The sequence below is a fragment of the Streptomyces sp. NPDC047886 genome (assembly GCF_043204435.1).
Taxonomy (GTDB): Bacteria; Actinomycetota; Actinomycetes; order Streptomycetales; family Streptomycetaceae; genus Streptomyces.
In genome coordinates, this window is the sequence record NZ_JBIDCF010000006.1 from 452,794 (window position 1) to 467,573 (window position 14,780).

Annotated in this window: 12 protein-coding genes and 1 tRNA gene; 7 read left to right on the forward strand and 6 right to left on the reverse strand. The window is 73.9% G+C overall.

Features of this window, described 5'->3' with window-relative positions; genetic code table 11:
• The first annotated feature begins 89 nt into the window (after nucleotides 1-89).
• Entirely contained in the window at nucleotides 90-1,727 is a 1,638-nt protein-coding gene (locus ACGF5U_RS22545; RefSeq protein ID WP_392711803.1) for an MFS transporter, read from the forward strand.
• 97 nt (nucleotides 1,728-1,824) lie between these two features.
• Here the strand turns inward: ACGF5U_RS22545 and ACGF5U_RS22550 are convergent, their stop codons facing one another.
• A complete protein-coding gene (locus ACGF5U_RS22550) occupies nucleotides 1,825-2,310 on the reverse strand; it encodes a hypothetical protein (RefSeq protein WP_392818882.1) in 486 nt (161 codons plus the stop codon).
• Nucleotides 2,311-2,518: 208 nt separating this feature from the next.
• Nucleotides 2,519-3,649, reverse strand: coding sequence for a CapA family protein (locus tag ACGF5U_RS22555; protein ID WP_392711805.1), 1,131 nt, complete (start codon nucleotides 3,647-3,649; stop codon nucleotides 2,519-2,521).
• Nucleotides 3,650-3,795: 146 nt separating this feature from the next.
• Between ACGF5U_RS22555 and ACGF5U_RS22560 the strand changes: the two genes are divergently transcribed.
• From ACGF5U_RS22560 to ACGF5U_RS22585, 6 genes are all read left to right on the forward strand, one after another.
• Nucleotides 3,796-4,395, forward strand: a complete 600-nt coding sequence (locus ACGF5U_RS22560) for a Type-2Aa cytolytic delta-endotoxin (RefSeq protein WP_392711806.1) — start codon at nucleotides 3,796-3,798, stop codon at nucleotides 4,393-4,395.
• A gap of 98 nt (nucleotides 4,396-4,493) precedes the next feature.
• Nucleotides 4,494-4,569: transfer RNA gene (locus ACGF5U_RS22565), tRNA-Cys, on the forward strand.
• A gap of 90 nt (nucleotides 4,570-4,659) precedes the next feature.
• Nucleotides 4,660-5,793: a gala protein gene (locus ACGF5U_RS22570; protein ID WP_392711807.1), complete on the forward strand. Its 1,134-nt coding sequence runs from the start codon at nucleotides 4,660-4,662 to the stop codon at nucleotides 5,791-5,793.
• Nucleotides 5,790-7,544, forward strand: coding sequence for an ankyrin repeat domain-containing protein (locus ACGF5U_RS22575; RefSeq protein ID WP_392711808.1), 1,755 nt, complete (start codon nucleotides 5,790-5,792; stop codon nucleotides 7,542-7,544). The genes ACGF5U_RS22570 and ACGF5U_RS22575 overlap by 4 nt, the downstream gene beginning before the upstream one ends.
• Entirely contained in the window at nucleotides 7,541-8,743 is a 1,203-nt protein-coding gene (locus ACGF5U_RS22580) for a sigma 54-interacting transcriptional regulator (protein ID WP_392711809.1), read from the forward strand. The genes ACGF5U_RS22575 and ACGF5U_RS22580 overlap by 4 nt, the downstream gene beginning before the upstream one ends.
• Nucleotides 8,744-8,766: 23 nt before the next feature.
• Nucleotides 8,767-9,984, forward strand: a complete 1,218-nt coding sequence (locus ACGF5U_RS22585; protein ID WP_392711810.1) for a VWA-like domain-containing protein — start codon at nucleotides 8,767-8,769, stop codon at nucleotides 9,982-9,984.
• Between the two features lie 116 nt (nucleotides 9,985-10,100).
• Here ACGF5U_RS22585 and ACGF5U_RS22590 read toward each other — a convergent pair whose 3' ends face one another.
• The 4 genes from ACGF5U_RS22590 to ACGF5U_RS22605 all read right to left on the reverse strand — a co-directional run bounded on the left by ACGF5U_RS22590 (nucleotide 10,101) and on the right by ACGF5U_RS22605 (nucleotide 14,626).
• Nucleotides 10,101-12,539 (reverse strand): WD40/YVTN/BNR-like repeat-containing protein, encoded by a 2,439-nt coding sequence (locus tag ACGF5U_RS22590; protein ID WP_392711811.1) that lies wholly within the window; start codon nucleotides 12,537-12,539, stop codon nucleotides 10,101-10,103.
• Between the two features lie 39 nt (nucleotides 12,540-12,578).
• Nucleotides 12,579-13,334, reverse strand: coding sequence for a PQQ-binding-like beta-propeller repeat protein (locus ACGF5U_RS22595; protein ID WP_392711812.1), 756 nt, complete (start codon nucleotides 13,332-13,334; stop codon nucleotides 12,579-12,581).
• Between the two features lie 9 nt (nucleotides 13,335-13,343).
• Complete coding sequence (locus tag ACGF5U_RS22600; RefSeq protein ID WP_392711813.1) at nucleotides 13,344-13,568, reverse strand: hypothetical protein; 225 nt, start codon at nucleotides 13,566-13,568, stop codon at nucleotides 13,344-13,346.
• A gap of 308 nt (nucleotides 13,569-13,876) precedes the next feature.
• Nucleotides 13,877-14,626 carry an SDR family NAD(P)-dependent oxidoreductase gene (locus ACGF5U_RS22605; protein ID WP_392711814.1) on the reverse strand — a complete coding sequence of 250 codons (750 nt, stop codon included), beginning with the start codon at nucleotides 14,624-14,626 and terminating at the stop codon, nucleotides 13,877-13,879.
• Between the last annotated feature and the right edge of the window lie 154 nt (nucleotides 14,627-14,780).

The following is a 14,780-nucleotide window of genomic DNA, read 5'->3' on the forward strand; positions in this document are numbered from 1 at the left end:
TTGTGCGGCGTGGGATACAGTCCGCAGAGAATTCCTGCCGCACCATGACGGCACGACGCATCTCCGTCCAGAATTTCCTGGGACAATACGTGACGCTCGAAAGCTCCGGTCCTGGACCGGTTTCCCCGCCCGCTGATCCGTTCAAGGGCCCGCCCGCCGATCCTCCCGCGCAATCGCGTGCGCGTCGGCCCGCGCGCCCGTGGACGGCCGCCGCCGTCGTCTGCCTCGGGCTGTATCTGCTGGGCCTCGACCTGACCATCCTCAACGTGGCCGCCCCCGACCTCCAGCGTGAGCTGCGCGCCGCCACGGCGGAGGTCCAGTGGGTGATCGACGGGTACGCGCTCGTGCTGGGGGGCACGGTCCTGGCGACCGGCGCCGTCACGGACCGGATCGGCCGCCGCCGCGCGTTCGTGGCCGGGCTCGTGCTGTGCGCGGCGGCCTCCGTCGTGGGAGCCGTTGCGTCGAGCGTGGCGCAGATCATCGGCGCCCGTTTCGCCATGGGCGCCGGAGCGGCCCTGCTCATGCCGGCGACCCTGTCGATCATCAGCAATCTGTTCGCCCGGCCGGAGGAACGCCGCAAGGGCATCGCCCTGTGGGCGGCGGTGGGCGCGCTCGGCGGCGCGACCGGCCCGCTCGTCGGCGGCTTCCTCGTCGAGCACTTCTCCTGGCGCGCGGGGTTCTGGGTCAACCTGCCGCTCGCCGCGCTGGCCGTCGCCCTCGCCTTCCGGTTCGTGCCCGCCACCCGGGCGGGACACCGGGAGCCCGTGGACGTCACCGGCATGGTCCTCTCGGCTCTCGGCCTGCTCTGCCTCGTCTGGGCCATCATCGAAGGGCCCGCGCGAGGCTGGCTCAGTACGCCGGTGACCACGGCGTTCGTCCTGGCCGCCGTCCTGCTCACCGCCTTCGTCCGGCAGCAGGCGCGCTGCGGCGCGCCGATGCTGCCGCTGCCGCTGCTGCGCCGACCCGAGATCGGGGTCGCGGCGCTGGTCCTCGCCCTGCTGTCGCTTGCGCTGTTCGGCGCGTTCTTCCTCGTCTCGCTGCACCTGCAGAAGGTCCTGGGCCACAGCCCGTGGGAGGCCGGGTGTCGGACGCTGCCGCTGCCGCTCGCCCTCGCGGTGGGAGCGGCGGTCGAAGTGCCGCTGATCGCCCGGTTCGGGGTGCGGCTGCCGGTGGTGCTCGGTCTCGGCACCGTGTCGCTGGCCTTCGTGGTGCTCGCCGGGGCGTCGGCGGACTCCGGGTACGGGCGCATCGCCCTGTTCGAGGTCGTCGCCGGTTTCGGAGCCGGACTGACTGCGGCCGCCGGTACGGAATCGGTCATGGCGTCCGTCCCCAGGGAACGGGCGGGCCTGGGCTCGGCCGTCAACGACGCCACCCGCCAGGTGGGTTCGGCGCTGGGCGTGGCGGTCCAGGGGTCGGTGCTGTCGGCGGTGTACTCCGCCCGGATGCCCGAACTGCTCGCCGGGACACCGGCCGAGCGGCTCGCGTCGACGGACTCGGCCCATGACGTGGTCGCGGGGCAGGCGGCGCCGGGCGGAGCGCCGGCCGCCGTGCGGGCCGCGTTCGGGGACGCGGCCCGCACGGCGTTCGTGGACGGCATGGTGACGGCGGCTCAGGGCGCCGGTGTCCTCACCGCCGCTGCCGCCCTGGCCGCCGCGGTCTGGCTGCCGGCGGCGCGGGCGACGGCTCCGCTCGCCGCCGCGAAGGACGGCGGATCACCAGCGGGGTGAGCGCGGTCGCGACGGCGGCCGTGCGGCGCACGAAGGCGGTACCGAGCCTGCGGCCGAGTACTCGATCACCACGGGCAGGGTCGGCACCGCCGGTGGATCAGGAGATGGAGGGGCCCGTCGGGATCGAGTACAGGGCCACGGCCGAGATGTTCACGATCTTGCCCCAGGCGAAGTGGTACGTGTCCATCGCGGCCGGACTCGTGATCCAGCGCATGACTCCGTTACTGATGAGATACACCTCCGGGCCGTTCGGTGACTTGCCCAGAACGGCGCCGTCGGAGAGCGGTCCGCCGTCGGTGATGCTGTTGATGTCGATGACCGACTGGATTCCGTTCCAGTCCCGGAAGAGGTTGTCGTACGTGGCCGGATTCGGGATGTGGCGGCGCTTTCCGTCCAAGATCAGGTACACCGCGGGACCGTTCACACTCTTCAGGCGCAGCCCGTTGAGATCCGGGCGGACCTGGGCCGGCTGCGCGGCCGGGGCGTCGGTTCCGTCGGCGGCGGCGGCCGCCGGTGCGGCGGCGGCCGACCCGAACAGGGCGACCATCAGCAGCGCGAGCGCGGCGAACCACGAGCGTCTCAACACGATTCCTCCGTGTCCTCGGGGAAAAGGGGAGATCGGGAAAGGGGAAGGATGCACGGCGAAATGGTTGAGCCGTGAACCCTTCGATTCTCCGGTTCTTCGGTGCCTGGCGGGCACAGGATTTCACCGGATCGGGCTCGACTGTCAATGAGGCGGAGAATTCCCGGACGGTTTCTGGACGCACCCCGTACGGCCCGCCGATGCCGTTTCAGGCGCCGGTCGGCGCGGCCCCGCGGCCCGCCGTGAGCATGCCGTCGGCGGCCAGGGCGACACGGACGCCGAAGCCGTGGCAGACGCGGTCCAGGGTGGCCCGCAGCCAGGAGCGCTCACCGTCCGACGCGTGGACGAGGCGCATCCGCCGGGGCCGTACCGGCGCCATCCGCAGACCGACGAGCCGGCCGGTCTCCGCCTCCACCGAGACGAAGTACAGCAGCCGCAGGTCGTCCCGGAACTCCTCGTAGCCGCTGATGCCCTCGTAGTCGTCGATCAGATCGCCGCAGCCGTACAGGACGAGCCTGTCCCGGTACACCTCCAGCGGCCTCGGATGGTGCGACGAGTGCCCGTGCACCACGTCGACACCGCCGTCGATCAGATCGTGCGCGAACCGGATCTGCCCGCCCGGGATGCCGTAGCCCCAGTTGGAACCCCAGTGCACGGAGGCCACCACCACATCGCCCGGCCGCCTCACCTCCCGTACCCGCCCGACGATGTCCGCGGCGGCGGCCGGGGACGGCCCCGGGACGAAGTCCACGCCCGCACGGCCATCGCCCGCCGCCCACTCGTCCGGGATGCCGCTGGACGGCATGCCGAAGGAGAGGACCACGACCCGCGCACCGCCGCCCACGGGAACCACCGCGGGACGCCGGGCCCGCCGGGCGTCCCGTCCCGCGCCCACCGCCCGCAGACCGGCGAGCTCCAGCGTGTCGAGCGTCTCCTCCAGCCCCCGCACACCGAAGTCCAGCACGTGGTTGTTGGCCAGGACGACGGCATCGGGCCGGGCCACCGTCAGCGCGTCGATGTTGGCCGGGTGCATCCGGTAGTGCACCGCCTTGCCCGGCGCGAACGCGTCGCTCCGCGTGATACCGGTCTCCAGGTTCACCACCCGGACGTCGGGCGACACCGCGTCGAGCACCTCCAGCGCGTCGCCCCAGGGCCAGGCCGCGTCGACCGGGTACGGCACGGGACCGTTCACGCGCTCGGCCAGCTCCACGTAGGACCGCGCGTCGCCGATGTACTGCTCCCACAGGGCCGGGTCACCGGGGTGGGGCAGGATCTGGTCCACTCCGCGTCCGAGCATCACGTCGCCGCAGAGGAACAGCGTCACCACGTCCCCGCGCATGCTTCCACGCTAGATCGGCCGGCACGGCCCCGGAAGCGACCGCAGGAGGGTACCGGCGGGTACGCGGGGGCCGGGGGACCGGCTCCCTGAGCGGACGTCATACTGTCCGCGGCGGCGCGACCCCTTCCGACCCATGAGGAGCGACCATGGTCGACCAGCCCGCTGCCGAGAAGACGACGTTCAAGGCGGTCTTCGAGGTGGACCCGTCCTGCCTGGAGCAGGCGCGGGGCATCGAGGGCACCTTCCAGCACGCGATCGCACCGGCCACCCTCGACTTCGACTTCGGCGAGATCAGCAGGGCCGCGAGCGCGATCCCGCACTCCTCCACGGTCCGCATCGTCCGGGGCTGGGGCCTGCGGGAGACCGCCCCCGTCAGTGTCATGGTGCTGTCGCTCAAGGACGCCGTACGCCAGGCCCTCACCCATCCGTTCGCCAACACCCGCTTCTGGGACAAGGCCGAACACGCCCTCACCGACGCCTTCGTCGGCCTGGGCGGGCAGAGCGGAACGCATCTCACCTTCTACGGCGAGACGACCGGCGGCACGAGCTACTACTACAACCTGCTGTTCGCCCTCCAGGACGAGGAGACCGGGGAGCACCTCTACGCCGTCGCCCTCTGCCTCAACGCGACGGTGGCCCTGGACGGCGACAAGGTCCGCTCGCTGTCCCCGGAGGACACAGCCGAGTTCACCCTGCGGGTCAACGCCATCGCCGTACGCCAGACGCTGGAGCACGCGGTCGCCTGACCGCGAGACCGGCCGGACACCCCGCCGGCCGGCCCGCCCCGGACTTGATGAACATGTGATCGAACCGGGGCTGGCCAGCCGCTATGATCACGCGCGGCAAGGCTGTAGCGCAGAGGTCGTCGCGCCCACGCAGCAAGCTGGAGGACGTCGGTTCGAATCCGACCGGTCTTGCCACCCCTTCGTCCCGGAGACGCCGTCCTGGAGGACGTCGTCCGGGAGAACATCGAGCGCCGGGCACCGGCGAAGGAAACCGGTGGAGTGGTGATGACGCAGCCAACGCCCCTACGCTGCCCGGCGATCGAGCACCCCGGCATCCCGCTCGCCGCGCCCGCGCTCCTCGACCCGCTCCTCGACCGGCTCGCCTCCGCGCGGCCCGTCCACACCGACGAGGCGTTTCCGCTGGGCACCGTCCGCGCCGACGGGCGGATCGACCTGTGCAAGCAGGGCCTCGGCCCTGCGGGAGCGGCCAGACTGCTGCCCGTCGCGGCCGCGTCCCCCTGGGCGGCGCACCTCCTCCTCGGCACCAACGCCATCGGCGACGACGGCGCCCGCAGCGTGGCCGACGCCCTCAGCGACGGGCACGGCCTGCACACCCTCTACCTCGGCTGCAACCGCGTCGGCCCCGGAGGAGTCGCGGCCCTCGCCGACCGGCTCGCGTCCGACGACACCGTCCGCGCCCTGTGGCTCAAGCGCAACCCGGTCGGCGACGAAGGCGCCAGGACGCTCGCCGTGATGCTCCGCCGCAACACCGCCCTGCGCACCCTGGACCTCGTCAACACCGGTATCACCGGCGGTGCGTTGCGCACCCTGCTCGACGCCCTCACCGGGCGGCCCCGGCCCCTGGAACGGCTCTTCATCGGCGGCAACGGCCTGACCGCCGACGCCGCGCCGCTGCTCGCCGCGCTGATCCGCGACGCGGGCGTCCGCGAGCTGTACCTGCCCGCCAACCACCTCGGCGACGACGGCGCCGCCGTCCTCGCGGCGGCCGCCGACCCCGCCCGTCCCGTCCGCCTCGGCCTGGGCGGCAACGGCATCGGCCCGGCCGGCGCACAGGCGCTGGCCGACGCCCTGGGCGGCATCGAAGCCCTCGACCTCGGCCGCCCGCCCTCCGAACGCAGCCTCGGCGCCCACCCGAACGCCACCGGCGACACCGGGGCCGCCGCACTCGCCGCCGCCCTGCCCGGCACCCCGCTGCGCCGGCTGGAACTACGCCACACCGGCCTCACAGGACGCGGGGCGAAGGCGCTGCTCGCGGCCGCCGACGGAGCGGCCCGCCTGGAGTACGTGGGGCTCGGCCCCGGCCTGCCCCGCAAGGTGAAGCGGTCCTTCGCCCGGCTCCTGCGGCCGGCCGCCACCAGCCACCCCGACCTCCGCGCGATAGGAAGTGTCTACCGGTGAGCCCCCTCTCACCCGACGTCGCGGCGGACTGGCGCCGCGTGCGCCGCTACGCGGTCCCCCGGTGGATGATCGAGCGCGCCACCGAACGCCGCCTGGCCGGTGACTGGCGGGGCGCCTGCGCGGCCGCCCATGTCGATGTCGCCTTCGACCCGTCCGACATCGCCGCATGCCACGGCACCGACGTCGCGGCCACCCTGGCCGACGACCTCCGCCACCTCGCGCCCGACCTGCTGCGCTGGCACCTGCCCCGCGTCATGGGCGGGCGCAGCACCGTCGAACCCGACCTGACCGTCGTCCTCGCCCGGTACGGCGTCCCCGGCGCCGCCGACGCCCCCTGGCTGCACCTCACCACCCCGCCGATGGTCCAGGGACCGCAACGCCTCACCCTGCGCTGCTCACCCCTCCGCTCCGCCGGCTCCGGCGCCGCCCGGCCGGACTGGACGACCGCCCGGCACCTGTGGGACGCCCGCCACGCCGCCGAACTGCGGGAGCGGAGCGGGGGAAACGCCGTCAGATCCCCGTTCTGCCACCCCGACGGCACCCCGCTGGTCACCGCCGAACTGCCGTCCGCGGACCCCGGCGACGACGATCCGGCGGCGCACGCCGAATGGGTCACTCTGCTGCACGAGAACGGTGAGACGGCGGCCGCGTTCGCCGCCGCCGGAATCGACCTCGACATCGACCTGACCACGACCCTCACCCACGGCTGGTACCGGGTCGATCCCGAGGAGGTGCTGCGCCGACGCGCGTTCGCCCTCACCCGGCTCGCCCCCGAGATCCGGCTCCTGATGCGGCGGGGCGCGGGCGGCCGCTTCCGCGTCGCCGAAGACTGGCGTACCTCCGTCCTGCTGGAGCTCACCGACCCCGGCCCCACCGGCAGGCTCCGGGTCGGCATCGTCGAGAGGGAGGACTGCGCGGGCGTCCCCCTCCTGCCCGCAGCCCTCTGGCAGCGGCTCCCCGACATCGACCTCGTGCGCGCCGGCGGTATCGCGCCCGCGCGGCTGCACCCCCTGGTCGCCGGCGCGCTGTTCCCCGCGCTCGCCGTCACCGACGGACCCGCCGGACCGCCCGGCCCCACTCCGCCCGAGCGCGTCCGTGTCAGGTGCCGCGGCGCCTGGCATCCGATGGAGTCCCGGGGCGGCGTCCTCACCATGCCGCACACCGACGAGGAGCAGCGCCGCGAACGCGCCCTGCGCGCCTTCGGCGGTGCCGTCGCCGGCTGCTTCGCCGTCCAGGAGGTGTGGGCGTCGGGCCGGGGCCGGCTGCCCAGGGGGCTGCGCGCCCAGCGGCAGGAGCTGTTCCTGCGCGCGCAGCACGGAGACACCCCCGGTGTCCGGGAGCTCCTGGACGCGGGCGTCGACCCCCGGGTCCGGGACGGCTCCGGGCGCGGCCTGCTCCACGTACTGCACCTCATCGACCACGAGACGCTGCTGCCCCGGCTGCTGGCGGCCGGCCTGGACCTGGAGGCGTGCGACCACCTCGGACGGACCCCGCTGTACACGGCGGTCGCCGACCGGGGTTCCGCCGCGCTCGTTCGGGCCCTGCTGGCGGCCGGCGCGCGGATCGACGTGGTCGACGGGATGGGGCTCTCCCTCGACCAGGTCATCCGCAAGTACCGGCGGTCCGACCTGGCGTTCCTCCGGGACCGGGTGCAGCGCGAGCACCCCGGCGTCGGCGCCGACTGGTGGGACGAGTGGGAGTACGAGCAGGACCCTGAGGAGGACGAGGAAGAACAGGAGGAGAACGCGTGAGCACGACGGCCCGTACCCCCGGCCACGGCCCGCTGGCCGCCGCCGACGACCTCAACCGGCGGCTCCGCGTCATCCGGACCGAGCCCGCCGCGAGCCCGCAACTGGAGGCGCTCGCCCTCGCGGTGACGGCCAACCAGCCCGTACTCCTGTGGGGCGAGCCGGGCATCGGCAAGTCGGCCGGCCTGGAACAGCTCGCCGGCGGCCTCGGACTGCCGCTGGAGACGGTCATCGCCAGCGTCCATGAGCCGTCCGACTTCGCGGGCCTGCCGATCGTCGGCGACGACCCGGCCACCACGGGCGTCCCGATGGCCCCGCCCGACTGGGCGGTCCGGCTCACCCGCGCCGGACACGGTCTGCTCTTCTTCGACGAACTCTCCTCCGCGCCGCCCGCCGTGCAGGCCGCGCTGCTGCGGGTCGTCCTCGAACGGCGGGTCGGGAGCCTCGTCCTGCCCGATGCCGTACGCGTCGTCGCCGCCGCCAACCCGCCGTCGAGCGCCGCCGACGGCTGGCACCTGAGCCCGCCGCTCGCCAACCGGTTCGTCCACCTGCACTGGACCCACGACCCCCGCACGGTGGCGCGCGGCATGGCCGGCACCTGGCCGGAGGCGACCGTCCCGACGGTCGACCCGGCCAAGGCACCGGGCGCCGTCGCGCGGGCCCGCGGCGCGATCTCGGGTTTCCTCACCGCCAGGCCGGGGCTCGTCCACCACATCCCCGCCGACGCGGAGAGCCGGGGCCGGGCGTGGCCGTCGCCCCGCACCTGGGAGATGGCACTGCGCCTGCTCGCCGCCGGATACGCGACCGGCGCGGGACGCGAGGCCCTGGCCGCCGCGCTCGCCGGGGCCGTCGGGGACGGGGCCGGCATCGAACTGCTCTCCTACCTGGAACACCTCGATCTGCCGGACCCCGACCGGGTACTCGCCGACCCGGACGCCTTCGCGCTGCCCGAACGCGGCGACCGGCAGCTCGCGTTCCTCATCGCGGTGGTCGCGGCCGTCCAGGGCGAGCTCACCCGCGAACGCTGGGAGGCCGGCTGGGCGGTCCTGGCCAAGGCCGTCGACGCCGGAGTACCCGACGTGGCGGCACGGGCGGCCACCGACCTCGCGGCGATGCGGGACACCGACTGGCCCGTACCGCCCGGCATCGACGGGTTCCTCGATCTGCTCCAGCTGTCCGGTGCGCTGCCCGGCGGCGCCTGAACACCGCGACGGACGGTACGGACATGACCCGATCCGGCGCCGAGGACGCGCCCGACGCCGCCCGGAAGGCCCTGGACACCACGAAGCTGCTCGCCGCCCGCTTCCGCGCGGCGAGCGACCGGCCGTACCTCGCGTCGGCGCTGTACGCCCTCACCGTCGTGCCCAGCACCGAGGTGCCCACCATGGGCGTCGACCGGCACTGGCGCTGCTACGTGTCACCGGACTTCGTGACCGCCACGCCCGTCGACCGGCTCGCGGCCGTCTGGGTGCACGAGGCGGCCCACCTGCTCCGTGACCACCACGGCAGGGCCGACCGGCTGCCCGCCGCGGACCAGGCCGACCCGTACCGCGTCAACGTCGCGCAGGACTGCGAGATCAACGACGATCTCCTCGCCGACGGACTGCCCCTGCCCGAGGGCCGGATGGAACCCCGCCTCTTCGGCCTCCCCGAGGGCGGCCTGTTCGAGGCGTACCTCGCCGAACTGCCGCTCCACGTACGCTCGCCCGACTGCGGCTCCGGCGCCCACGGCCGCCCCGCGCCCTGGGAACTCCCCGGATCCACGGGACCCGCCCGGCTGGGCCCGGCCGAGGCTGAGGCCCTGCGGCGGCACACGGCTCAGGCCATGCGCGCCCACCAGCGCGCCCGAGGCACCCTCCCGGCGGGCTGGCAGCGCTGGGCCGAGCAGATACTCGAACCCGCGGTCGACTGGCGGCAGGCGCTGTCCGGCGCGGTCCGGGAGGCGACGGCGTGGGCCGGCGGCGCCGTCGACTACACCTACCGCAGACCGTCCCGCCGCACGCCCGCGCTGCGCGGAGTCGTCCTGCCGAGCCTGCGCCGTCCGCTGCCCCGGGTCGCCGTCGTCGTCGACACGTCCGGCTCGATGGGAGACGCCGAACTCGCCGCCGCCATGGCCGAGATCACCGGCGTCCTGCGGGAGGTGGGGGTACGCGGCAACCGGGTCACCGTCCTCGCCTGCGACGCCGACGTGCACGCCGTCTCCCGCGTCACGTCCGCCGAGCAGATCACCCTGGCGGGCGGCGGAGGCACCGACCTGCGCGTCGGTATCGCCGCCGCCCTGGAGACCGCCGCGCGGCCCGACGTCATCGTCGTCCTCACCGACGGGCACACGCCCTGGCCGCGGCGGCCACCCTCCTCGTCCTGCCGCCTCATCGCCGCCCTGATCGGCGCCGGAGCACCCCCGCCACCCGCCTGGGCGGAAACGGTCCGCATCACCGTGTGACCACACCGACGGCCGAGCGCCCGCAGTCACCCCTCCGGGGCGGCGACCTCCGGGCGCTCCCGCAGCCGGGCCGACGGGCTGGCGCCGAGCCCCCGGCGAGAGCCGCCGGACGCCCCCTATGCGACGCCCGACAGGTCGATGCGGAACATGCCGCGCCCGTGCGTCGCGCAGACCAGGGTGTCCTCCATCCAGAACAGATCGTCCACCGAGCAGTTCGTGGGCCCCTCGTTCGTCGGCGACCAGGTCGCCCCGGCGTCCTCGCTGGCGAAGAGGCCGACCTCGGTGCCGACGTAGAGGAACTCCGTACGGCGCGGATGCACGGCGATCGCCCGCACCGGGGCGGCGGGCAGCATGGGCGCGAGATCCGTCCAGCGCGCCCCGCCGTCCCGGCTCACCCACAGGTTGTCCTGCTCGTAGCCGCCGAACGAGGCGTAGACGGTGTCCAGGTCCACCGGGTCGACGGTGAGACACGTGCAGTACCGCCGTGGCCGCAGCGGACTCGGCCCCGTCACGCCGACACGATCCCACACCGGCTCCGCCGCCGTGCCGTCGCCGGTGCGGAACACCGCCCCGTTGCGATGGCCCACCCAGATGACGTCGGAGTCGCCCGGAGCCACCGCCAGGGCGCTGATCAGCGACCCGGCGCTGGGCTTGACCCGGTGCCAGCTCGGCCCGGTCGTGAACGTGTTCGGGCGCTTCGCCTCGTTCGTCCGCCACAGCGACATCCCGCCCGCGAGCAGCCGCTCCGGATCGTTGGGATCGAGCACGAACGGCGCGATGAACAGCGCGTCACGGTTCCTGGCGTCCGGGATCTGGAACGGCACCGGCTTCCAGTCCCACACGCCGACCGCCGGATTCCAGAACTGGCCGCTGATGTACCGGTCACCGTCGGTGTCGTCGGTCGTGCCGCCGTCGGTGTTGCGGTGGATGTTCAGATGGACGTACTCGCCGTAGAAGACGTCCCGGTCGGTCGGGTCGGCTGCGCACCAGCCGCCGTCGCCGCCGAAGAACGCGAACCAGCCCTCGGTGCCGCGCGCCGGGTCGAAGGCCAGCGTGCCGTTGTCCTGCGTCCCGCCGACGATACGGCCGCTGGCGCTGTGGCCGGCGCCGCCGTAGAACTGGGTCACCCCGTAGTTGTTGACCAGTTCCGTCCAGCCGCGTTCGAACGGCGCACGCGCCTCGACGCCCACCGCCGCCAGGTCGTCGGCCTTGAAGACACCGCCGTCGTTGCCGAAGAACACCGTACGGTTGCGCACCCCGTCGTACCCGGGGTGGGCCACGATCGCGTGCTGGTCGGCGTGCGCGGACGCGTCGCTCCACCAGGTGCTGATCTCGGCGAGCCGGTCGCCGCCGTCCTTGCTGCGCCAGAGATCGATACCGCCGACGACCACCAGGTTCTCGTCCGTCGGGTCACCCGCCCAGATCGCGTTGTCGTACCAGCCCTGATCCCCCAGGTACGGGGCCGCTCGGCCGTCCGGACCGAGGGTGCGCCGACGCCGGTAGGTCTCACCGCCGTCCTCCGACCGCCAGATCTCGCCCTTCGTCATCTGCACCGACGCGTACACGATCCGCGGGTTCTTCACCGCGTACGCGAGCTCGACGCGACCCGACCACGGCCCGTGCGCCGCCGCGTGCCAGGTGCGGCCGCCGTCGCGGCTGAACCACGCCTCGCCGGAGTCCAGCGCGCCCGCGACCGCACGGCCGCTGTCGTTCGGGTCGAACCGCACATCGCCGAGGGGGACGGCCAGGACCCGCGTCCAGGTGGTCCGCGCCGGATCGGAGCAGCGGAACAGACCGGTCCCGGTGGCCGCGAGGACGACCTCGCCCGACCGGGAGACCGCCAGCCGCGTCACGAACCGGAAGTCCGGCGTCTGGGTCGCGTGGACCGGGCTCCAGACGAGGGCGTCCGTGGTCCGGAAGACGCCGTTGCCCCGGATGGCGTCGGCGTTGGAGAACCCCTCGCCGGTACCCACGTAGATCGTCGCCGGGTCGGACGGGTCCATCGCGATGCACGCGCACGCCAGGTTGGCGAGGAAGTCGTCGACGGGATCCCAGCGCGCGCCGCCGTCGCCGGTGTGCCAGACGCCGCCGCCGGCGCTCGCCGCCCACATGTGCCGAGGCCGGGCCGGGTCGATCACGATGCCGCGCGTACGGCCGCCGATGTTGCCCGGCCCCAGCCACTCCCACGCGGTCAGCGTCATCCCGGCCGTGGGTGTCGGCCCGGCCCGGTACTCCGTCCCGCCGAGACCCGTGGGCACACCCGCCGTCGTCCGGTCCGGTACGCGCCCGCGCAGCAGCGACCACACCTCGCCGAGGGCGGTGCCCATGGCGTGCGCGGGTACGGTCCCGTCGTCCCCCCGCTCCTGTTCGAGCCGGAAGAGACGGCGGGCGTTGGGCAGGTCGGTCTCGTCCAGCCGCCGCAGCGCCCGCCGCACCGCCGCGTCGGACAGCCCGTCGAGCGTCTCGTTCGTCGCTCCCCGGCTCTCCCTCAGCAGCCGCACCTGCTCGACGCTGATGTTCTTCGCCCGGGCGAGCTCTTCGTCGGACATGGTCATGATGTGTCCCTGGATACGAGAAGGTGGTGCGCCGCGAGGTCACGGCCGAAGCTTGCGGGGGCGGCTCTCGGCCGCCTCGTCCAGCACCACCTCCCAGACGACCTCGTCGGTACGCGGCTCCACCGAGCGCAGGACGACACCTCCACCGCCCGGCGGCACGGCCAGCTCCAGCCGCCGCCCGCCCAGCAGGCACGCGTCCAGCACGTCCGCCCCGAGCGGCCCCGGCCCCGGCCCCGGCTCCGGCGCCCGGTCGGGTTCCGCCTCCGCTCCCGGCGCCTCCCGCTGGCCTTGAGCCTCCGGCGCCTCCGGTCCACCGGGCAGCGGCTCCACCGACGGCGCGCCCGGATCGACGCGTACGGCACCGTGCGCCTCATGCTCCTGGTCCGCCACCGCCGCGCCCCGGCCCGGCGGCGCGCCCCCGAGGTAGGAGGACCGCGCCATCCAGCTGATCACGCACCCGTCGCCGCGGCCGGCACCGGCGGGCGCCGTGGACAGGGCGAAGCCCGGACTGTCGTCCAGTGTGGGCCTGGCCCATGGCGGCAGCGCGACGGGCGGTGCCGTCCACCGCAGGCTCCCGTCCGCCGCGTCGAGCAGCACGATCACGAGCGCGGGCGAGGCGTCGAACCGTACGGCGACGACGGATCCGGTCACCAGGGCGCACGGCCGCAGTCCGCGCCCCGTACGCCACAACACCGCGCCGCTGCCGAGGTCGAGGGCGATCAGGGTGCCCTGGCGGTCGTGCACGACGGCCACCCGGCCCCCTTCCCCGGCCACACCGCGGGGGATCCCGGTCATCCGTCCGTCTCACACGCCGGGTTCCGACCGGACCGGCCGGAATCGGTCGCGTACCTTGCGAGCGGCCTCGACGAGGGCGTCGAGCACGAACCAGGTGGCCAGAAACGCTCCCGCCTCCAGGGCGAAGCTGCCGAACCTGTAGAACAGGCTCGCGAGGAGGAAGGAGATCACCAGAACGGGCGCCTGGCGTGCGGCGAGATCGAGTGAGCTGACCTTGCGGATGAGCTGAAACATGTCATCCCCGTTTTCTACGAGACGCGCGTTCGATGAGACACGCGCTCCTGGAGACATGAGACCGGCAGCCAGAACTCACTGACCATCGTCACTCCGCACCCGCCTACCGGCAACCGGAGCCACCGCACCCGCCTACCGGCAACCCGAGCCACCGGCAACTCGAGCCACCGACGAGCGGAATCACCGGCGGTCGGTGGCCGGTGGTGCACCGCACCCGGGCCGGGCGCCCGGGGGAGCGTCCGTCCCGGAACCGCATCCGTCCCGGGGGCGCGTCCGTCTCAGGGGAGCCCGGTGCCTCCCGGGGACCCTCAGTGCTCCACCTCGGTCAACAGCATGCTGCCGGTGGTCGCGCCGCCGTCGACCACGAACTCCGCGCCGGTGGAGTAGGTGGCGTCGGCGACGAGGAACAGGGCCAGCCGGGCGACCTCGTCGGGGGTGCCGAAGCGGGGGATGGGCTGCGCCGCCGTCATGGAGTCGTCGAAATCCGCCGTCATCGGCGTCCGGATGGGCCCCGGGTGGATGGAGCACACCCGTACGCCGTCCGCTGCCAGTTCGAGCGCGGCGGTCTTCGTCAGTCCGCGCAGGCCCCATTTGCTCGCCACGTACGCGCCGAGGTCGGCGTACCCCATCAGACCGGCCGTCGACGAGACGTTGAGCACGACACCGTCACCCGCCCGGCGCAGCGAGGACACGGCCGTGTGCATACCGAGCCAGGGGCCGAACAGGTTGATGTCGAGGACGCGCCGGAACACCGCCGGGTCCGTGTCCTCGATGCCGCCGAACTCGACGACGCCCGCGTTGTTGACCAGTACCGAGACGGGCCCGAAGGCGGCCTCGGCTTCCGTCAGCGCCGCCGACCAGTCGGCCTCCATGGTGACGTCCAGACGGTGGAACATCACTCGGTCGCCGAGCTCGTCGGCCAGGGCGGCGCCCTCTGCTTCGAGTACGTCCGCCACCACCACGGAGGCGCCCTCGTGCGCGAAGAGACGCACGATCGCCTCACCGATACCTCGCGCACCGCCCGTCACCAGGGCGGTCCTGCCCCGCAGTCGGCTCATGGGAGAGCTCCTCGCCTCGGGAAGGTGATCCTTCTTCTTACCGTAGGCGGGCGCCACGCCGGGCGGCAGGGGCCGTTCGGTCCACGAGGGACGGTGGAGGGTCCGGTCGGCCCGGCCGCGGGGGACGTCCGGCACTGCGGGCGCGGCCCGCGCC